Origin of the sequence: Azospirillum sp. HJ39 (assembly GCF_041507355.1) — a bacterium.
GTDB classification, from domain to species: domain Bacteria; phylum Pseudomonadota; class Alphaproteobacteria; order Azospirillales; family Azospirillaceae; genus Azospirillum; species Azospirillum thiophilum.
Map to the genome: position 1 here is coordinate 387,836 of NZ_CP167911.1, position 19,971 is coordinate 407,806.

Annotated in this window: 17 protein-coding genes; 11 read left to right on the forward strand and 6 right to left on the reverse strand. The window is 69.9% G+C overall.

Annotation, left to right across the window (positions count from 1 at the left end; translation table 11 throughout):
• Nucleotides 1-14: 14 nt before the first annotated feature.
• Nucleotides 15-1,376 carry a (Fe-S)-binding protein gene (locus ABMY26_RS15280; protein ID WP_372398103.1) on the forward strand — a complete coding sequence of 454 codons (1,362 nt, stop codon included), beginning with the start codon at nucleotides 15-17 and terminating at the stop codon, nucleotides 1,374-1,376.
• Nucleotides 1,377-1,434: 58 nt separating this feature from the next.
• Nucleotides 1,435-2,025, forward strand: a complete 591-nt coding sequence (locus ABMY26_RS15285; RefSeq protein ID WP_372398104.1) for a DUF3501 family protein — start codon at nucleotides 1,435-1,437, stop codon at nucleotides 2,023-2,025.
• 16 nt (nucleotides 2,026-2,041) lie between these two features.
• Here the strand turns inward: ABMY26_RS15285 and ABMY26_RS15290 are convergent, their stop codons facing one another.
• Both ABMY26_RS15290 and ABMY26_RS15295 read right to left on the reverse strand, forming a co-directional pair.
• The gene (locus tag ABMY26_RS15290) at nucleotides 2,042-2,284 is read right to left on the reverse strand and encodes a hypothetical protein (RefSeq protein ID WP_372398105.1); all 243 of its coding nucleotides are present in this window, start codon (nucleotides 2,282-2,284) and stop codon (nucleotides 2,042-2,044) included.
• Nucleotides 2,281-2,511, reverse strand: coding sequence for a hypothetical protein (locus tag ABMY26_RS15295; protein ID WP_372398106.1), 231 nt, complete (start codon nucleotides 2,509-2,511; stop codon nucleotides 2,281-2,283). The genes ABMY26_RS15290 and ABMY26_RS15295 overlap by 4 nt, the downstream gene beginning before the upstream one ends.
• Nucleotides 2,512-2,719: 208 nt before the next feature.
• Between ABMY26_RS15295 and ABMY26_RS15300 the strand changes: the two genes are divergently transcribed.
• Complete coding sequence (locus ABMY26_RS15300; protein WP_372398107.1) at nucleotides 2,720-4,849, forward strand: ATP-binding protein; 2,130 nt, start codon at nucleotides 2,720-2,722, stop codon at nucleotides 4,847-4,849.
• A 40-nt stretch (nucleotides 4,850-4,889) separates the two neighbouring features.
• Nucleotides 4,890-5,111, forward strand: a complete 222-nt coding sequence (locus ABMY26_RS15305; RefSeq protein WP_372398108.1) for a hypothetical protein — start codon at nucleotides 4,890-4,892, stop codon at nucleotides 5,109-5,111.
• A 54-nt stretch (nucleotides 5,112-5,165) separates the two neighbouring features.
• On the opposite strand, the gene ABMY26_RS15310 is transcribed toward ABMY26_RS15305, so the two are convergent.
• A complete protein-coding gene (locus ABMY26_RS15310; RefSeq protein WP_372398109.1) occupies nucleotides 5,166-6,848 on the reverse strand; it encodes a cation acetate symporter in 1,683 nt (560 codons plus the stop codon).
• Nucleotides 6,845-7,177, reverse strand: coding sequence for a DUF485 domain-containing protein (locus ABMY26_RS15315; protein WP_372398110.1), 333 nt, complete (start codon nucleotides 7,175-7,177; stop codon nucleotides 6,845-6,847). Before ABMY26_RS15315 ends, ABMY26_RS15310 begins: the two co-directional genes overlap by 4 nt.
• A gap of 241 nt (nucleotides 7,178-7,418) precedes the next feature.
• On the opposite strand from ABMY26_RS15315, the gene ABMY26_RS15320 reads away from it, so the two are divergent.
• From ABMY26_RS15320 to ABMY26_RS15345, 6 genes are all read left to right on the forward strand, one after another.
• Nucleotides 7,419-10,238, forward strand: coding sequence for a cache domain-containing protein (locus ABMY26_RS15320; RefSeq protein ID WP_372398111.1), 2,820 nt, complete (start codon nucleotides 7,419-7,421; stop codon nucleotides 10,236-10,238).
• Nucleotides 10,239-10,300: 62 nt separating this feature from the next.
• The gene (locus tag ABMY26_RS15325) at nucleotides 10,301-11,026 is read left to right on the forward strand and encodes a response regulator transcription factor (protein ID WP_045581572.1); all 726 of its coding nucleotides are present in this window, start codon (nucleotides 10,301-10,303) and stop codon (nucleotides 11,024-11,026) included.
• Nucleotides 11,027-11,174: 148 nt separating this feature from the next.
• Nucleotides 11,175-12,824 carry an acyl-CoA synthetase gene (locus tag ABMY26_RS15330; protein WP_372398112.1) on the forward strand — a complete coding sequence of 550 codons (1,650 nt, stop codon included), beginning with the start codon at nucleotides 11,175-11,177 and terminating at the stop codon, nucleotides 12,822-12,824.
• 102 nt (nucleotides 12,825-12,926) lie between these two features.
• Complete coding sequence (locus ABMY26_RS15335) at nucleotides 12,927-13,676, forward strand: electron transfer flavoprotein subunit beta/FixA family protein (RefSeq protein WP_372398113.1); 750 nt, start codon at nucleotides 12,927-12,929, stop codon at nucleotides 13,674-13,676.
• A gap of 202 nt (nucleotides 13,677-13,878) precedes the next feature.
• A complete protein-coding gene (locus tag ABMY26_RS15340) occupies nucleotides 13,879-14,820 on the forward strand; it encodes an electron transfer flavoprotein subunit alpha/FixB family protein (RefSeq protein WP_372398114.1) in 942 nt (313 codons plus the stop codon).
• A gap of 51 nt (nucleotides 14,821-14,871) precedes the next feature.
• Nucleotides 14,872-16,692 (forward strand): acyl-CoA dehydrogenase C-terminal domain-containing protein, encoded by a 1,821-nt coding sequence (locus ABMY26_RS15345; protein WP_372398115.1) that lies wholly within the window; start codon nucleotides 14,872-14,874, stop codon nucleotides 16,690-16,692.
• On the opposite strand, the gene ABMY26_RS15350 is transcribed toward ABMY26_RS15345, so the two are convergent.
• Nucleotides 16,634-17,293, reverse strand: coding sequence for a pseudouridine synthase (locus ABMY26_RS15350; protein WP_372398116.1), 660 nt, complete (start codon nucleotides 17,291-17,293; stop codon nucleotides 16,634-16,636). The genes ABMY26_RS15345 and ABMY26_RS15350 overlap by 59 nt on opposite strands.
• A gap of 79 nt (nucleotides 17,294-17,372) precedes the next feature.
• Here ABMY26_RS15350 and ABMY26_RS15355 point away from each other — a divergent pair, with 79 nt between their 5' ends.
• On the forward strand, nucleotides 17,373-18,299 hold the full coding sequence (locus ABMY26_RS15355) for a 2-hydroxyacid dehydrogenase (protein ID WP_372398117.1): 927 nt from the start codon (nucleotides 17,373-17,375) through the stop codon (nucleotides 18,297-18,299).
• A 127-nt stretch (nucleotides 18,300-18,426) separates the two neighbouring features.
• Here the strand turns inward: ABMY26_RS15355 and ubiB are convergent, their stop codons facing one another.
• Entirely contained in the window at nucleotides 18,427-19,965 is a 1,539-nt protein-coding gene (gene ubiB, locus ABMY26_RS15360; RefSeq protein WP_372398118.1) for a 2-polyprenylphenol 6-hydroxylase, read from the reverse strand.
• Nucleotides 19,966-19,971 lie beyond the last annotated feature (6 nt).

Below are 19,971 nucleotides of genomic sequence, written 5' to 3' on the forward strand. Positions count from 1 at the left end.
GGGAAGGACCGCCCATGCGCGAAGGCAGCCTGGAGGCGCCCGTCCGCCATCCGCTCGACTGGACGGATCCCGCCTTCCACGACGAGGCGGCGCTCGATGCCGAGATGCGGCGGGTCTTCGAGATCTGCCACGGCTGCCGGCGCTGCTTCAACCTGTGCGACAGCTTTCCCCGGCTGTTCGACCTGATCGACGCGGCGGGGGATGCCGAGCTGCACGGCGTGCCGTCCGCCTCCTTCAAGGGGGTCGTCGACGCCTGCACCCTGTGCGACATGTGCTTCATGACCAAATGCCCCTATGTGCCGCCGCACGACTGGGCGTTGGATTTCCCGCACCTGATGGTGCGCTACCGGGCGGTGGAGGCGAAGCGGGACGGCGTTCCCTTCGCGCTGAAGCAGCTGACCCAGACCGACCGCAACGGCGAGCTGGCGCGTCCGGTCGCGGCGGTGGCCAACTGGGCCTCGGCGGAAACCAACAGCATCACCCGGCCCATCCTGCAGAAGGTCGCCGGCGTCCATGCCGAGGCGCATCTGCCGAAATTCACCGGCAAGACCCTGGTGATGCGCGCCAAGGCGGACCGGCCGGAGCTGAACCGGGAAGCGCCCGCCTTCGGCAAGCGCAAGGCGGTGCTCTACGCCACCTGCTTCGCCAACTACAACAACCCGGCCATCGGCATGGCCGCCCGCGCCATCCTGGCCCGCAACGGGGTGGAGACCGAGGTGGTCTATCCGTCCTGCTGCGGCATGCCGCAGCTGGAGCAGGGCGACCTCGCCAGCGTCGACGCCAAGGCGGCCAAGGTGGCGCAGGCGCTCGGCCCCTGGATCGACAAGGGCTACGACGTGGTGGCGCTGGTGCCGAGCTGCGCCCTGATGCTGAAGATGGAATGGCCGCTGATCGTGCCGCGGGACGCGCCGCACCGGGCGGCGGTGGAGCGGCTGGCGCAGGCGACCTTCGACGTCAGCGAATACATCGTGGACATCGCCCGGCGCGACGGGCTGGCCGAGGGGCTGCGGCCGTTGCCGGGCGGCGTGGCGCTGCACATCGCCTGCCATGCCCGCGCCCAGAACATGGGGCAGAAGGCGGCGGAGATGCTGCGGCTGATCCCCCAGGCCGACCTGAAGGTGATTGAGCGCTGCTCCGGCCATGGCGGCTCCTGGGGGGTGCTGACCGGAAATTTCCCGGTGGCGCTGAAGGTGGGCAAGCCGGTCGCCACCCAGGCGCTGAAATCGGAAAAGCGGTTCGTCGCGTCGGAATGCCCGATCGCCGGCCCGCACATCATGCAGGGGATCGAGCGGCTGAAGGGCGAGGATGCTGGCTCCGGTCCCGAGCAGCTGCATCCGGTGGAGCTGTTCGCCCGGGCCTATGGGATCGTCCTGTAGACGGCCTTTCGGGAGATGCCGGCTTTTGGGAGATGCCCGTTTTTTGGAGACGAAAGCCATGACGATCAGGACGGAGATCACGCGGGCCGACATCCTGCCGATGGACCGCTATGCCCGCGAGCGGGCGGAGCGCCGCAAGGCGGTGGTGGCGCTCAAGCGGGGCCGCCGCATCGCCGTCGGCCCCTACGCCACCTTCCATTTCGAGAGTTACGAGACGATGCTGCAGCAGATCCACGAGATGCTGCACATCGAGAAGGGTGGGGAGGAGCAGATCGCCGACGAGCTGGGCGCCTACAACCCGCTGGTGCCCAAGGGGCGGGAGCTGGTCGCCACCGTGATGTTCGAGATCGACGACCCGGAGCGCCGCCAGCGCGTCCTCGGCAGCCTGGGCGGGGTCGAGGATCGCATGAGGATCCAGCTCGACGGCCAGAGCATCGCCGGACGGCCGGAAGGCGACCTGGAGAGGACGAACGAGGCGGGCAAGACCTCGTCGGTCCATTTCATCCATTTCGACTTCACCGACGCCCAGGTCGAGGCGTTCCGCCGGCCGGGAGCGCAGGTGCTGGTCGGCATCGACCACCCCGATTACGGCCACCTCGCGGTGATGCCGGAGGCGGTGCGGGCGGCGCTGGCGGCCGATTTCGCCTGAGGGAGTCCGGCCGCGGTCAGGCCTCGTCCGCGGGGGGCGCCGGCCGCCCGGCCGGGCGGTCGACGAAGGGCCAGCGCATATAGGCGAAGACCCAGATGGCGAGGATGTTCACATAGGGGAACAGCAGCAGCAGGATCCACAAGGGGCTGCGTCCGGCCTTGGCCAGCACCCAACCGCCGGCGACCATGGTGTAGGTCAGCACCAGCGAGACGATCAGGTAATATTGCCAGGGCTCCAGCCCGTTGACGAACGCGCTCATGCCGTCCTCCGCGCCTTGGTCCTGCGGGGCTGCCGCACCGGCAGGACCGGCCAGCGGCTGTGCGCCAGCACGCCGATCACCGGGACCAGCCCGAAGGGCACGAGCGCCAGCAGCGCCCACCAGGGCGTCAGCCCGGCCCGGCGCAGGATGCGCCACAGCGGCCAGACGATGGCGACGTTGAACAGCACGAGCCCGAACAGGGGGCTTTCGATGAAATCCTGCAGCATGTCCGGCCCGAACCCTCCTCGATACCGCCGGGCAGAGAAGCGCGGGCGGCCGGCTTTGTCGAGCCAAAGTTTCCTGCATTCCGCATCCGGGGCCGCATCCAGGGCGGTGACGGCGTGAATTCGGGCGGGCGGGCATGCTACAGTCGGCCGTGTCCGGCCCCATCGGCCCGGCGGTTTCATCGACAGCAGCGGCGGCGGACCATCTCCCTTGACGGATCTTTCCGAACCGGACCGCGGCGGGCTCCAGGGGCGCCGGCGCTTCCCGCTGCCGTCGCCGGTCGCCGGATTGCGCATCGGCCTGCTCATGGCGGTGATCGCCGGCTTCTGGCTGGTCGCCTACGCCGACCTGGAACGCGCGCGCGACCGTGCCGTGCAGGACGGGCTGCGGCAGACCGGCAACCTGTCGCGCCTGCTGGAGGAGGATGCCCGCCGCGTCATGTCGGTGACCACGCGCACCCTGTACGCGCTGGCGGAGGGTGGCCGGATTCCCGCCCATCTCATGACGGAGGCGGCGAAGCCGGACGCCGGACCCAGCTCCGGACCCAGCCCCGGCCCCGGTCCGGCGCTGCGGACCTTGCTGATCGTGGCCCCCGACGGGCGGGTGCGGCAGGCCGCCGGGCTCGATTCGCCCGAGTCCGTGGCCGGAACGGTGCCGTTCGAGACCGCGCGCACCGGAGCGGCGTTCGTGGGGCCCTACCGCGACCCGGACGGCGGCTGGCGTGCCGCCGTGGTCCGGCCGCTCGCGGACGGCAGCGGCCTGGCGATGGCGGTGCTCGATCTCGACCGCTTCGCCCGGCTCTATGCCGGCCAGGACATCGGCCCGCGCAGCATCATCCTGCTCTATGGCGAGGATGGCGTGGTGCTTGCCTATTCGCGCGCAGGCACGCGGCTGGACGCCGACCGCGCCGTCTTCGCATCGATCGTGCCGCGCCTGGAGCCGGGCGAGACGGCGCGGACGCTCTCCGGCTTCGACCCGTCGGAGGGGCGCGAGCGGATCGGCACCGTCCGCCGGGTGGCCGGCTGGCCGCTGTACGTCTATGTCCGCGTCGGCACCGACGACGTGCTGTCCGGCTGGTACGACGACCGCTGGAAGCGCATCCTGGAAACCGCCGCGGTGTCTGTGGTGCTCGGCCTGCTGGCTCTGCTGGCCTTGCGGCAGCTCGGGCGGCTGGAGACGACGACCCTGGCGCTGCGGGCCAGCGAACGGCGGTCGCAGGCGCTGTTCGACAGCAGTTTCCAGATCATGGGGCTGCTGTCGCCCGACGGCCGGGTGCTGGCGCTGAACCGGCCTGCCTGCGCGCTGGCCGGCCTGCCGCCCGAGGCGCTGGTCGGTCATCCCGCCTGGGAGTTCCGCGGCTGGGCGCGAACGGACGAGCTGGCGAAGGCCTTCCGCAATTCGATCGACAAGGCGGCATCGGGCCGCTTCGTCCGCTACGAGACCGATGTGGTCGCCGACGGCCTCACCCGGGTGATGGACGTGTCGATCAAGCCGGTGCATGACGATGCCGGCGCGGTGACGCTGCTGGTGGTCGAGGCGCGCGACATCACCGAACGGGTCGAGGCGGCCGAACGGCTCGCCGCCGCCCGGGATCAGGCGGAGGCCGCCAACCGCGCCAAGAGCGCCTTCCTGGCGACCATGAGCCATGAGCTGCGCACGCCGCTGAACGCGATCATCGGCTTTTCGGAGATCATGCTGCACGAGCTGTTCGGCCCGTTGGGCAGCCCGCGCTATCACGACTATGCCCGCCACGTGCAGGGCAGCGGGCGCCATCTGCTCGACCTGATCAACGACGTGCTGGACATGTCGAAGCTGGAGGCCGGGCGCTATACGCTGGACGAAGGCTGGCTGGCGCCGGCTGCGGCCATCGACGATTGCCGGGCGCTGTCGGCGGTGCCGGCCGAGTCCGGCGGGGTTGCGCTGACGGTCGACTGCGCGCCCGGCCTGCCCGACCTGCTGGCCGACGAACGCGCCCTTCGGCAGGTGCTGCTGAACCTGCTGTCCAACGCGGTGAAGTTCACCCCGCGCGGCGGCCGGGTGGCGGTGACGGCCGGGATGGACCCGGAAGGCGGGCTGGCCATCGCCGTGCGCGACACCGGCATCGGCATTCCCGCCGATGCGCTGGCCCGCATCGTCGAGCCGTTCCAGCAGGCCGACAGCAGCATTCCCGGCCGGTTCGGCGGCACCGGGCTGGGGCTGTCGATCTGCCGGGATCTGGTCGCCCTGCATGACGGCAGCCTGTCCATCGACAGCGAACCCGGGCGCGGCACCACCGTGACCATCCGCTTCCCGGCCGCCCGAGTCCGCCAGCCGGTTGCGGCGGAGGATGGGCGGGCGTAAGCCTGTCCATCGGGAAACCACATAGGGAAACGCAGAGCCGATGATCGGGAACGACGGAAAGCCGGTGTCCAAGGAGGACCTGCGCACGCACATCGCCGCCTACAACAGCCAGTCGCGCGGGTCCAGGGAGTTCGCGGCGATCCCGCGCGCGCTGGTGACGATCCTCGACGGGTTGAAGCCGGGCAAGACCGGCTACGTCAAATGCCTGGACGGCCAGGTCCAGCTGTCCCGCCGCAAGGACAACAGCGTCCAGGCGGGGTGAAACGGAAAACGCCCTTCCCCGGGAGGCCGGGGAAGGGCGCGGGACGTCGGAGACTCAGTGCTTCGCCGCCGCGGCGGCGCCGATGCCGGTCTGGGAGCGGACGAACTGGTCGGCGAAGGCGGCCTGCTCGGCGCGGGCCGACGCGCTGCGGTCGAGCTTCGACACGACGATGGTCACGAGGAAGGCCAGCGTCATCGAGAACAGGGCCGGCTGCTCGTAGGGGAAGATCGGCGCCGGGTTGTTCAGCACCACGACCCACACCGCGTTCGACAGGATCACCAGCGTGACCGCGGAGATCAGGCCGGCGATGCCGCCCGCCAGCGCGCCGCGGGTGGTCAACCCCTTCCAGTACATCGACAGGATCAGCACCGGGAAATTCACCGACGCCGCGACGCCGAAGGTCAGCCCGACCAGGAAGGCGACGTTCTGCTTCTCGAAGGCGATGCCCAGCACCACGGCCAGCACGCCCAGCACCAGCGAGGCGATCTTGGACACGCGCATCTCCTCGCGCTCCGTCGCCCCGCCCTTGCGGATGACGCGGGCATAGAGGTCGTGGGCGATGGCCGACGCGCCGGCCAGCGCCAGCCCCGACACCACCGCCAGGATGGTGGCGAAGGCGACCGCCGACAGGAAGCCCAGGAACAGGTCGCCGCCCAGCGCCTTGGCCAGATGCATCACCGGCATGTTGCCGCCGCCGATCAGCTTGCCGCCGACCTTGCCGCCTTCGAAGAATTGCGGGTCGGTGCCGACGATGGTGATCGCCGCCATGCCGAGGATGCAGACGAGCAGGAAGAAGAAGCCGATGAAGCCCGAGGCGTAGAACACCGACTTGCGGGCCTCGCGCGCGTTGGGGACGGTGAAGAAGCGCATCATGATGTGCGGCAGCGCCGCGGTGCCGAACAGCAGCCCCAGCGACAGCGACACCGCCGACACCGGGTCGGCCAGCAGCGTGCCCGGCCCCATGATCTTCACGCCGTCCTTGTGGGACGCGATGGCGCTCTTGGCGATGGCCTCCAGGCTGAAGCCGAAGTGCGACAGGGCGAGGAAGGTCAGCACGACGCCGCCGCCCAGCAGCAGCACCGCCTTGATGATCTGCACCCAGGTGGTGGCGATCATGCCGCCGAAGGTGACGTAGACCACCATCAGCACGCCGACCACGATCACCGCGACATTGTAGTCCAGCCCGAACAGCAGCTTGATCAGCTGGCCGGCGCCGACCATCTGGACGATCAGGTAGAAGCACACCACCGTCAGCGAGCCGATGGCGGCGAAGGTGCGGATCTTGCCCTGGTCGAGCCGGTACGAGGCGATGTCGGCGAAGGTGAAGTGGCCGAGGTTGCGCAGCCGCTCCGCCAGCAGGAACAGGATGATCGGCCAGCCGACGAAGAAGCTGATGGTGTAGACGAAGCCGTCATAGCCCTTGGCGAACACCAGGCTCGACAATCCCAGCAGCGTCGCGGCCGACATGTAGTCGCCGGCGATGGCGAGGCCGTTCTGGAAGCCGGTGATGCCGCCGCCCGCGGTGTAGAAGTCGGAGGTCGAGCGGGTGCGGCTGGCCGCCCAGTAGGTGATGCCGAGCGTCATGACGACGAAGGCCAGGAACATCGCGATGGCCGACAGGTTGACCGGCTGCTTGTCCACCGCGCCCAGGTCGCCGCCCGCGGCCAGCGCCGGCAGGGCGGTCAGGCAGGCCGCGCCCGCCGCGGCCGCCGCAAGGAGGATACGCCGGGCGGTCATTGCAGGGTCTCCCGGGTGATCTCGTCGGTCAGGTCCTGGAAGCTGCCGTTGGCGAAGTGGGAATAGACGCCGGTCAACAGCCAGGACAGGATGATGATCGCCGCCCCGATGGGGAAGCCGACGCTGAGCGACGAGTCGTCGGACAGCGGCGTCTGCAGCAGGTCCGGCGCGAAGGCCACCACCATCATGAAGCCGTAGTAGCCGACCAGCACGACGGCCGACAGCAGCAGCGCCAGCCGGCTGCGCCGGCGCACCAGTTCGTGGAATTTGGGGTTTCTGCGGACCCGCTCGTAGACGGAGGCGAGCGGTGCCGGATCGGCGGAGTGCATGTTTCCTCCAGACGCTGAACGTCCTTGTGATGCCCTGCGCGATGAAACGGGCGGGCTTATGGTCTTCCGCCTACCAAAACACTGTTTCGCAAATTTCCCGGAAATATGACGAATTGTTTCAGCGCAATTTCGGCAACAATCGCACCGATAGGCGTTGAGTGGCCGCGGCGAAGCTGGAATGATGGCGGCCATTCCGCCGATGCCGCCCCCCGGCCGGCCCCCTGATGCCCCCGTTCGCAAGATGATCCGCTCGCCCCTGTTCCTCCGGCTGTTCTCGGCGATCCTGGTCACGCTCGGGCTGTTCTCGGCGGCGGCCTACGTCCTCTCGGTCCCCTTCATCGAGGAGAAGGCCTACGAGATCGAGCGCGACGCCAGCCGCACCATCCTCGACAACGTGTTCGAACTGGTCGGCCGGATCCGCGGCGGGCTGGAGGAGCAGCGGGCCGGCACGGTGGAATCCTACAAGACCCGCCTGCGCGACGTGCTGGATCTGGCGGTCGGCTACATCGAGCATGTCCAGGCCCGCGCCGACCGCGGCGAGATCGGCGCGGAGGAGGCGCGGCGCGAGGCGATGGAGGGCTTGCGCGCCTTCCGCTACGGCAACGGCGATTATGTCTGGGCGATCGGCTACGATTCGGTGATCCTGTCCCACCCGTCGCCCGACTATCAGGGCCGCAAGGCGGACGACCTGCGCGACAATCTGGGCCGCCACATCCTGCCCACCATCGTCGCTACCGCGAGGCGGCAGGGCGAGGGGTTCCAGACCTATCCGTGGTGGCGGCCCAACGGCGACGAGCGCGCGCCGAAGCTCAGCTTCTTCAAGGATCTGCCCAGGCTGGGGCTCATCGTCGGCACCGGCGCCTATCTGGCCGACGTCGACGCCGAGGTCGAGCGCCGCAAGGCCGAGGCCATCGAGGATCTGCGCCAGGCCCTGCGCAAGCTGCGCATCGCCCGCACCGGCTATCTCTACATCTTCGATTCGGCGAACCGGATGATCATCCACCCGAACGCCAACATCGAGGGCACCGCCTTCGGCGACCGCCCCAACCCGGCGACCGGCCGGTCCATCGCCGAGGATCTGAAGGTCGCGGCGGCGAAGGGGGAGCCGCTGACCTACCTGTGGGACAAGCCCGACGATCCCGGCAACTACGCCTACGAGAAGATCAGCTGGGTCCGCCATTTCGAGGGGTTCGACTGGTACATCGCCTCGTCGGTCTATGTGGAGGAGCTGCGGCGGTCGTCGGTGGTGCTGGGCAACCGCATCCTCGCCATCGGCATGGCGCTGATGGCCGCCGGCAGCCTGCTCGGCTACATCGCGGTCGGCCGGCTGGTCGGGCCGCTGCGGCGGCTGGCCGACACCGCGGCGCAAGTGCGTGCCGGCGATCTCGACGCCCAGAGCGGCATCCGCCGCGGCGACGAGATCGGGCTGCTGGCCTCCGCCTTCGACGGCATGGTCCGGCAGCTGCGCGGCACCGTCGCCACGCTGGACAGCCGGGTCCGCGACCGCACCGCGGCGCTGGCCGAGGCGGAGACGCGCCAGCGCGTCATCCTGGACGCGATTCCCGCCTGCATCGCCGGATTGGACCGCGACGGGCGGCTGACCTTCGCCAACCTGCGCTGGGGCGAGCTGGTCGGGCGCGACAAGGCCGAGGTGATCGGCCGCGACCTCGCCGCGGTGGTCGGCCGGCGGGCGATGGCGGTGCTGCGCCCGCAGATCGACCGCTGCCTGGCGGGGGAGGCGGCGACCTTCGAATACGCCTTCCCGCGCGACGGCCGCAGCCTGGTGACCAAGACGACGCTGATCCCGCATCGTACGGAAGACGGCGCCGTCGCCGGGCTGTTCGTGCTGACGCTCGACATCACCGACGAGAAGCAGACCGAACGCCAACTGGTGGAGGCGCAGCGGCTGAAGGCGGTCGGCCAGCTGTCCGGCGGGCTGGCGCACGACTTCAACAACCTGCTGTCGATCATCATCGGCAACCTGTCGGCGGCGCGCGAGCGCTATGCCGGGGTCGAGGGGCTGGACGCCTATCTGGAGCCGGCCCAGCGCGCCGGCCGCCGCGGTGCCGACATCACCGCCCGGCTGCTCGCCTTCTCGCGCCAGCAGCCGCTGAAGCCGCAGCCGATCGAGCTGTGCGGCCTGCTGCGCGACATGGCGGTGCTGCTGCGCCGCTCCTTTCCCAGCTCCATCGCCATCGGCGTGCCGGAGGAGGGGCGGGAATGCTGGACCATCGCCGACCAGACCCAGCTGGAGAACGCGCTGGTCAACCTCGCGATCAACGCGCGCGACGCCATGCCGGACGGCGGCCGGCTGGAGATCTCCGTCGCCGTCCGCAAGGTCGAGGAGGGGCTTTCGTTCGACGGGCCGGCCTTCGACGAGCCGGTCCGCCCCGACGATTATCTGGAAATCCGCGTCACCGACACCGGCACCGGCTTCACGCCGGAGGCGCTGGCCCGCGCGGTCGAGCCCTTCTTCACCACCAAGGCGCTGGGGTCTGGGCTCGGGCTGTCGATGGTCTACGGCTTCGTCAAGCAGTCCTGCGGCTATCTGCGCATCGACAGCGGGCCGGGGGGCCGGCACGGGCGGGGGACCGCCGTCACCCTGCTGCTGCCGCGGGCCGAACCGGTGGCCCGCCTGCCGGGGGACGACCCGGCGGCGGCGGAGCTGCAGGGTGGCGGCGGCTCCGGCGGCGGCTGGAGCGGCCAACTGGCGCTGGTGGCGGAGGACAATGACGATGTCCGGCAGGTGATGCGCCAGCAGCTGGTCGATCTCGGCTTCTCGGTGGTGGAGGCAGCGAGCGGCGACGAGGCGGCGGAGCTGGTCGAGCAGATCGACGGCCTGTCGCTGCTGGTCAGCGACATCGTCATGCCGGGCCTGTCCGGGGTCGAGCTGGCACGGCGCGCCCGGCTGCTGCGGCCGGCCATGCGGGTGGTGCTGGTCAGCGGATTCGCCGTCGAGTATGGCGATGTCCCCGCCGATGCCGTCATACTGCGCAAGCCATGGGACAAGCGGGACCTGGTGGCGGCCATCGGCCATGCCGCCGAACCCGCGCCCGCCTGATATATTCGGGCCAATACGGCGCCCCGGAAAAACCGGGCGAAAAGCGCAAGGGGGAAACGCGCGTGGGACAGAGGAAGCGCATCTACCTGATCGAGGACGAGGCCGACATCCGCCGGCTGGTCGCCGGCGTGCTGGAGGGCTACGGCTACGAGGTGTCCTGCTGGGCCAGCGGGCGCGAGGCGCGGGCGGCGATCCTGCGCCAGGCTCCCGACCTCTGCCTGGTGGATCTCGGCCTGCCCGACATGGACGGGCTGACCCTGGTGCGCGAGCTGTGGGAGGATGTGCGGTTCGGCGTCATCATCCTGTCCGGGCGCGGCGGCACCTCCGACCGGGTGCTCGGGCTGGAGCTGGGCGCCGACGATTATGTCGTGAAGCCGTTCGAGCCGCGCGAGCTGGTCGCCCGCGTCAACAGCGCCATCCGCCGCCGCGAGCAGCTGGCCGCCGCGGCGCCATCCGCCGCCGGCACCGCGCGGGCGCGCTTCGGCCCCTGGGTCTTCGACCTCGGCAACCTGACGCTGACCGCCGACGACGGCCGCCAGGAAAGCCTGACCGCGGCGGAGGCCTCGCTGCTGCTGACCCTGCTGAAGGCGCCCAAGCGCGTGCTGTCGCGCGACCATCTGCAGGGCCCCGACCAGGAGCGCGACGATTTCCCCTACGACCGCAGCATCGACGTCCGCGTCTCGCGCATCCGCAAGAAGATCGAGGAGGATCCCCGCGCGCCGCGGCTGATCAAGACGGTCTACGGCGCCGGCTACCTGTTCGCGGGCGACGTGACGTGGCTGCGATGAGGGGGATGCACCGCGCCTGCGACATCCCCAATAACAATTGGTCATAATCCAGAGAAAGTTGCGCAAAGCTGATCTGGTAGAGGCTGTTTCCAACACCGCCGCATCCAATGTCGGCGCGCAAACAAGAACCCCTAGGGAGAAGTGTCCGATGAGTGACGTCACCGCCGGCAATCCGCAAGCCAACCCGTACGAGCGCGACCTCGACCGCAACGCCGCGAACTTCGTCGCGCTGACGCCGCTGACCTTCCTGGAGCGCGCGGCGTCGGTCTGGCCCGACCGGCTCGCCGTCATCCATGGCCCGGTCCGCCGGACCTGGGCGGAAACCTTCGGCCGCGTGCGCCGTCTGGCCGCGGCGCTGGCGGCTGCCGGCATCGGCGGCGGCGACACCGTCGCCATGCTGGCCGCCAACACGCCCGAACTGTTCGAGGCGCATTTCGGCGTGCCGCTGGCCGGCGCCGTGCTGAACGCCATCAACACCCGCCTGGACGCCGAGGCCATCGCCTTCATCCTGAAGCATGGCGAGGCGAAGATCCTGATCGTCGACCGCGAATTCTCCGGCGTGGCGAAGAAGGCGCTGGCGCTGCTCGACGCGCCGATCCCGGTGGTGGACATCGACGACCCGGCCTACAAGGGCGGCGAGCTGATCGGCGGCCGCGACTATGAAGCCTTCATCGGCGGCGCGGGAGCCGAACACCCGTGGATCCTGCCGGCCGACGAATGGCAGGCCATCGCGCTCAATTACACGTCGGGCACCACCGGCAACCCGAAGGGCGTCGTCTACCACCATCGCGGCGCCTATCTGAACGCGGTGTCGAACGCGCTGTCCTGGAACATGGGCGACGCGCCGGTCTATCTGTGGACGCTGCCGATGTTCCACTGCAACGGCTGGTGCTTCCCCTGGACCATCGCGGTCACCGCCGGCACCGCCGTCTGCCTGCGCCAGGTCCGCCCCGACGCCGTGCTGTCGCTGATCCGCGACGAGAGGGTGACCAACTTCTGCGGCGCGCCCATCGTGCTGAACATGCTCAACAACGCGCCGGCCGAGCTGAAGCAGGGCATCGAGCACAAGGTCAAGGTGATGGTCGCCGGCGCCGCCCCGCCCGCCGCCGTCATCGCCGGCATGGAGCGGATGGGCTGGGAGGTCACCCATGTCTATGGCCTGACCGAATGCTACGGCCCGACGGTGGTCTGCGTCTGGCACGACCGCTGGGACGGGCTGTCGCTGGACGAGAAGGCTGCGATCAAGGCCCGCCAGGGTGTCCGCGGCCCGATGCTGGAGGCGGTGATCGTCGCCGATCCCTTCACGCTGGAGCCGGTGCCGAAGGACGGCCGCAGCATGGGCGAGATCATGATGCGCGGCAACAACGTGATGAAGGGCTATCTGAAGAACCCGAAGGCGACCGAGGAGGCCTTCGCCGGCGGCTGGTTCCACACCGGGGATCTCGCCGTCTGGCATGAGGACGGCTATGTCGAGATCAAGGACCGGTCGAAGGACATCATCATCTCCGGCGGCGAGAACATCTCCTCCATCGAGGTCGAGGACGTGCTCTACAAGCATCCCGAGGTGCTGGAGGCCGCGGTCGTCGCCCGCCATGACGAGAAGTGGGGCGAGACGCCCTGCGCCTTCGTCACGCTGAAGGACGGCGCCACCGCGACCGAGGCCGACATCATCGCCTTCTGCCGGTCGCACATGGCCCATTTCAAGAGCCCGCGCACGGTGGTGTTCGGCCCGCTGCCGAAGACCTCGACCGGCAAGATCCAGAAATACGTCCTGCGCAAGCAGACCGAGACGCTGTAGGGGCACGCCCGGCCGTCTCCTCCTCCCCCTCCCCCGTCCACGGGGAGGGGGCAACGCCCCCGCATGCCTGCAAGCCGCCCAGTCCCGAAGGGAACCCGCGCCATGAAGATCCTCTGCGCCGTGAAGCGCGTCGTCGACTACAACGTCAAGATCCGGGTGAAGACCGACCAGTCCGGCGTCGAGACGTCCAACGTGAAGTTCTCGATGAACCCCTTCGACGAGATCGCCGTCGAAGAGTCGGTTCGCCTGAAGGAGGCCGGCGCGGCGAGCGAGATCGTCGTGGTGTCGGTCGGCCCGGCCCAGGCCCAGGAAACCCTGCGCACCGCGCTCGCCATGGGCGCCGACCGTGCCATCCTGGTGCAGACCGACGGGACGACCGAACCGCTGGCGGTCGCCAAGGTTCTGAAGGCGCTGGTGGAGAAGGAAGCGCCGGGGCTGGTGATCCTCGGCAAGCAGGCCATCGACGACGACTGCAACCAGACCGGCCAGATGCTGGCGGCGCTGCTCGGCTGGGGCCAGGGCACCTTCGCCTCCAAGGTGGTTCCCGGTGAGGGCACGGTCGCGGTGACGCGTGAGATCGACGGCGGGCTGGAGGTCGTGTCGCTCGCGCTGCCGGCGGTGGTGACCGCCGATCTGCGGCTGAACGAGCCGCGCTATGCCTCGCTGCCCAACATCATGAAGGCCAAGAAGAAGCCGCTGGAGACGGTCACGCCCGACGCGCTCGGCGTCGACGTCACGCCGCGGCTGACGGTGCTGAAGGTGGTCGAGCCGCCCAAGCGCAAGGCCGGCATCAAGGTCGCCGACGTCGCCGCGCTGGTCGACAAGCTGAAGACCGAGGCGCGGGTGATCTGAGGGGAGTGGTCGCTCCATTGCCCCCTCCCCATCCCTCCCCCGCTCACGCGGGAGAGGGGGTAGGACGCTTGCCGGCGTGAATTGTTCGCGCAGCGGCGGCAGTCCCCTCTCCCGTGAAACGGGGGAGGGTTAGGGAGGGGGCATCCGCAGCCGACACTCCTCCACACCATCCGCCAAGCCCCGCCACCAAAGGACCCGCCCCATGCCCATCCTGATCCTCGCCGACCACGACAACGCGACCCTCAAGCCCGCCACCGCCCATGCGGTGACCGCCGCCGCCGAGATCGCCAAGGGGCTCGGTTCCGACATCCATGTCCTGGTCGCCGGCCGCAACGCCGCGTCCGCCGCGGACGCCGCCTCCAGGCTGGACGGCGTCGCCAAGGTGCTGCTGGCCGACGATGCCGCCTACGGGCATGCCCTGGCCGAACCGCTGGCGGCGCTGCTGGTGTCGCTCGCCCCCGGCTACGGCCATATCCTTGCCGCCGCCACCTCGACCGGCAAGAACGTGCTGCCGCGGGTCGCGGCGCTGCTCGACGTGGCGATGATCTCCGACATCACCGCGGTTGTGGCGGCCGACAGCTTCGAGCGGCCGATCTATGCCGGCAACGCCATCGCCACCGTGCGATCCGCCGATCCGGTGAGGATCCTCACCGTCCGCACCACCGCCTTCGAGGCCGCCGCTTCCACCGGCACCGCCGCCCCGGTCGAGCCGGTCGCCGCGGTGACCGACCCCGGCCTGTCGGGCTTCGTCTCGGCCGAGCTGTCGAAGTCGGAGCGGCCGGAACTGACCAGCGCGCGCATCGTCGTGTCGGGCGGGCGCGGCATGCAGTCGGGCGAGAATTTCCCGCTGCTGGAGGCGCTGGCCGACAAGCTGGGCGCTGCCGTCGGTGCGAGCCGTGCCGCCGTCGATGCCGGCTTCGTGCCGAACGACTATCAGGTCGGGCAGACCGGCAAGATCGTGGCACCCGACCTCTACATCGCCGTCGGCATCTCGGGCGCGATCCAGCATCTGGCCGGCATGAAGGACAGCAAGGTCATCGTCGCCATCAACAAGGACGAGGAGGCGCCGATCTTCCAGGTCGCCGATTACGGCCTCGTCGCCGACCTGTTCAAGGCCGTGCCGGAACTGCGGCAGGCGCTGTAAGGCGCTCCCCGTTCCCGTTGTCCCCACCCGTCTATCCGAAAGGTCCCCGCCATGACCGCCGCCGCGATCCCCTACACCCCGCCGCTGAAAGAGATCCGCTTCGTCCTCGACCATCTCGCCGGCATGGCCGACGTGGCGGCGCTGCCGGGTTTCGAGGATGCCAGCCCCGACATGGTGGACAGCATCCTGGGCGAGGCGGCGAAGATCGCCCAGAACATCCTGGCGCCGCTGAACCGGATCGGCGACGTGCAGGGGGCAAGGCTCGACGCCGATGGCGTCGCCCGCACGGCGGAGGGCTGGGGGGCGGCGTGGCAGGCACTGGTGGAGGGCGGCTGGAACGGGCTGCCCTTCGATCCGGCGCGCGGCGGTATGGGGCTGCCCAACCTGCTGAACACCGCGGTGCAGGAGATGTGGCATTCGGCCAACATGGCCTTCGCGCTCTGCCCGATGCTGACGCAGGGGGCGGTGAACGCGGTGCAGCTCTACGGCTCCGCCGCGCTGAAGGACCTCTATCTGCCGAAGATGATCTCCGGCGAGTGGACCGGCACCATGAACATCACCGAGCCGCAGGCGGGATCCGACCTCGCCGCCACCCGGTCGCGCGCGGTGCCGAACGGCGACCATTACCTCGTCAGCGGCCAGAAGATCTTCATCACCTACGGCGACCATGACCTGACGGAGAACATCGTCCATCTGGTGCTGGCCCGCCTGCCCGACGCACCTCCGGGCGTGAAGGGCATCAGCCTGTTCGTCGTGCCGAAATTCCTGGTCGATGCCGACGGCAGCCTGGGCGCCCGCAATCAGGTGAAGTGCGTGTCGCTGGAGCACAAGTTGGGCATCCACGGCAGCCCGACCGCCGTGCTGTCCTTCGGCGACGAGGGCGGGGCGACCGGCTTCCTGGTGGGCGAGCCGAACCGCGGCCTGGAATACATGTTCGCCATGATGAACCACGCCCGGCTGAACGTCGCCATGCAGGGCCTGTCGATTGCCGAGCGGGCCTACCAGCAGGCGCTGGCCTATGCCGGCGACCGGGTGCAGGGCAAGCCGCTGGGCTGGACCGAGGGCCGGTCGAAGGGCATCGTCAACCATCCCGACGTCCGCCGCCTGCTGATGGGCATGAAGAGCCGCATCGAGGCGATGCGCGGCATCCTCTACACCGCCGCCGCCGCGGTCGACGTGGCGCACCACCATGCCGACGGGGATACCCGCGGCCGGGCCGCCCTGCTGGTCGACCTGCTGACCCCCATCGCCAAGGGCTGGTGCACCGAGACCGGCCAGCAGTTGGCGTCCGACGGCGTGCAGATCCATGGCGGCATGGGCTTCATCGAGGAGACCGGCGCCGCCCAGCATCTGCGCGACGCCCGCATCACCACGATCTACGAGGGCACGACCGCCATCCAGGCCAACGACCTGATCAACCGCAAGATCCTGCGCGACGGCGGTTCGGCGGCGAACGCGCTGCTCGACGAGATCGCGGCGCTCGGCGCCGAGCTGTCCGGCCATGCGGATCAGGCGCTGCGCGTCACCGGGGCGGAGCTGTCCGCCGCCGCGCAGGAGGCGAAGCAGGCGGTCGCCTGGGTGCTGGGCGCGGCGAAGGAGGATGCGGCGTTGCCGGCCGCCGCGTCGGTGACGCTGCTGGAGCTGATGGGCGTGGTCGCCGGCGGCTGGCAGCTGGCCCGCGCCGCCAAGATCGCGGCGGAACGGCTGGCGGAGGGCGATGCCGACACCGCCTTCCTGTCCGCCAAGCCGCTGACCGCCCGCTTTTTCGCCACTCATGTGCTGCCGAAGGCGGCGGCGCTGCGGGCGACCGTCGTCAACGGCTCCGCGAGCGTGATGGCGCTGAGCGAGGAGCAACTGTTCGGCGCGGCTTGACCGGACCGCGCTTGCCAGCTGGTGCCGGGGTCTTTGCCCCAGTCGAGGGAGTCGCGGGCGGTTGGGGGACCTCCCGCCACTGCCCCGGCGCCAGCCCGTCCAGCGTCCAGTCGCCGATGGCCCAGCGGATCAGCCGCAGGGTGGGGAAGCCGACCGCAGCGGTCATGCGGCGGACCTGCCGGTTGCGGCCCTCGCGGATGGTGAGCGCAATCCAGCCGGTCGGGATGGCGGCGCGGTAGCGCACCGGCGGATCGCGCGGCCACAGCGACTCGGGCTCGTCCATCCGCCGCACCTCCGCCGGCAGGGTGGGGCCGTCCTTCAGCGTGACGCCGCGGCGCAGCGCCTCCAGCGCCTCGTCGGTCGGCACGCCTTCGACCTGCACCCAATAGGTCTTGGGCATCTTGTTGGCGGGCGAGGCGATGCGGGCGATCAGCGGGCCGTCGTCGCTGAGCGCCAGCAGCCCCTCGCTGTCGCGGTCGAGCCGGCCGGCGGCATAGACGCCCTTCACCGGCACCAGCTCCGCCAGGGTCGGGCGGCCCTGGTCGTCGGTGAATTGCGGCAGCACGCCATAGGGCTTGTTCAGCAGGATCAGGCGCGGCACGGCTTTGCTTTCTTGCGGAGTTCGGGAAAGGCGCTATCGTTCGCACCCCAACACAGACCTAGATAGCAGGGGTTCGGCCGTGACGCTTCTGTTCTGCTCCGCCAGCGACAGCGCCGAGGACTGGCGCCGGGAAATCGCCCGCCATCTTCCCGATCAGGAGATGCGTGTCTGGCCCGAGACCGGCGACGTCGCCGACATCGAGGTGGCGGTGGTGTGGAAGCCGCCGGCCGGCATGCTGGCGACCCTGCCCAACCTGCGGCTGATCGTGTCGCTGGGCGCCGGGGTGGAGCCGATCCTGCAGGATCCGACCCTGCCCGACGTGCCGCTGGTGCGCATGGTGGCGGACGGGCTGACGGTCGACATGGCCGGCTATGTTGTCTTCCAGATTCTGTATTGGCACCGGCTGATGGACGCCTATGCCGCGCTCCAGGCCGAGGCGCGCTGGGAGCAGCTGGACCATCGCCCCGCCTCCGGGGTGACGGTCGGCTTTCTGGGGATGGGCGAGCTGGGGGTGGCGTCGGCCCGCACGCTGCGGACCCTGGATTACCGCCTGGTGGGCTGGAGCCGCAGCCCCAAGAGCATCGAGGGGGTGGAGAGCTTCTCCGGTCCCGAGGGGCTGGCGGCGATGCTGCCGCAGTGCGATGTCCTGGTCTGCCTGCTGCCGCTGACCGACGAGACCCGCGGCATCCTGAATGCCGGGCTGTTCGCCGCATTGCCCAAGGGGGCGGTGGTGATCAATGCCGCGCGTGGCGGGCATCTGGTCGAATCGGACCTGCTCGACGCGCTGGAGAGCGGGCATCTGCACGGCGCCAGCCTGGACGTCTTCGCGACGGAGCCGCTGCCGGCCGACCATCCGCTCTGGCACCATCCGCGGGTCCGCGTCACCCCCCATGTCGCCGGGGTCACCCACCCGTCGCTCTGCGCCGGGCAGGTGGCCGACGCGGTGAAGGCCCTGCGCGAGGGCCGGCCGCTGCCCAATCCGGTGGACCGCAGCCGGGGCTATTGAGAGTCTTTTCATCGAGTATGAAGCCTGACAGATCAGGCTTCATACTCTTTGCCCTCAATCGGAGGCAAGCAGCCGGACGGCTGCTTGCCTCCGCAGGCATGGGCCTGCGGGGCCGCAGTCGCGGCCCTTACAGCATCTGCACCGCGATCACCGCGAGCAAGGCCGCGATCACCCACAGGGCGGCGCGGTCGGAGCGGCGGCGGCGGTCCCAGCCGGTCAGCATCTGGCGGACCGTCTGCGGGTGCAGCCGCACGCCGCCCTCCGCCATGTCGCGGGTGACGCGTTCGGCCTCGCTGACCAGGGCGGGGATGCGGCGGATCGTCGACAGCATCGCGCCGGCATCGTCGATGAACTGCGCCTCCGGCCCGCGATTCTCGCGCATCCACTCCTCGATGAGCGGACGCGCCAGCTCCCACATGTTGATGTTGGGGTTCAGCAGGCGGCCGACGCCCTCGGCGGTCAGCATGCTCTTCTGCAGCAGCAGCAGCTGCGGCTGGGTCTCCATCTCGAACTGTTCGGTGACGGCGAACAGCTGGGCCAGCAGCCGGCCGACCGAGATGTCGGCCAGCGGCTTGTTCTGCAGCGGCTCGCCGATGGCGCGGCAGGCCTGGGTGAAGATCTCGATCGACTGGTGGCGCGGCACGTAGCCGGCCTCGAAATGCACCATGGCGACCCGGCGGTAGTCGCCGGTCAGGAAGCCGATCAGCATGTCGGCGAGGTAATAGCGCGTCTCGCGGTCGAGCCGGCCCATGATGCCGAAATCGACCGCGGTGATGGTGCCCTGTTCGTTGATGAACAGGTTGCCGGGATGCAGGTCGGCGTGGAAGAAGCCGTCGCGGAAGACCTGGTTGAAGAAGCTGGCCGACGCCATCGCCAGGATCTCGTCGCGGTCGAAGCCGGCGGCGGAGATGCGGGCCGGCTCGTCCACCTTGAAGCCGCGGATGCGCTCCAGCGTCAGCACCCGGCCGCCGGTGCGCTCCCAATCGACCTTCGGCACGTTGAAGGTCGGATCCTCCTTGAAGTTGTCCGACAGCTCCGACGCCGCCGCGGCCTCCATCCGCAGATCCATCTCCAGCCGCGAGGTGCGGGCGAAGGTATCGACCACCTCCAGCAGCCGCAGCCGCTTCAGCCTGGGCAGCACCCATTGGGCGAGCGCCGCCAGCCGGTAGAACAGGTCGATGTCGCGCTCGAACGCCGCCTCGATGCCGGGGCGCAGCACCTTGACCGCCACCTCCTGCCCGTCGGCGGTGACGGCGAAATGCACCTGGGCGATGGAGGCGGCGGCGACCGGCTTGTCGTCGAAGCTCTGGAACAGGGCGTGGACCGGCTGGCCGAATTCCGCCTCGACGATGGCGCGGGCCTGATGGGCGGGGAAGGGCGGCAGCTTGTCCTGCAACTCCGCCAGATCGACGGCCATCCGCTCGCCGACCAGATCGGAGCGGGTGGAGAGAAGCTGCCCGAGCTTGATGTAGGTGGGGCCGAGCTCGGCCAGCGCGCGGGCCAGCCGCTCGCCCTCGCGGCCGGGGACGTCCTTGCGGGCGACGCGGCGCCACAGCCAGAGCAGGCCGGGGGCGGTGCCGAGCAGGCTGACGGGCAGGGCGTCGTGGCGGGCGACCGTCCGGCCGATCACGGCCATCCGGACCAGGTTGCGCAGGATGCGGAACACGGGGTC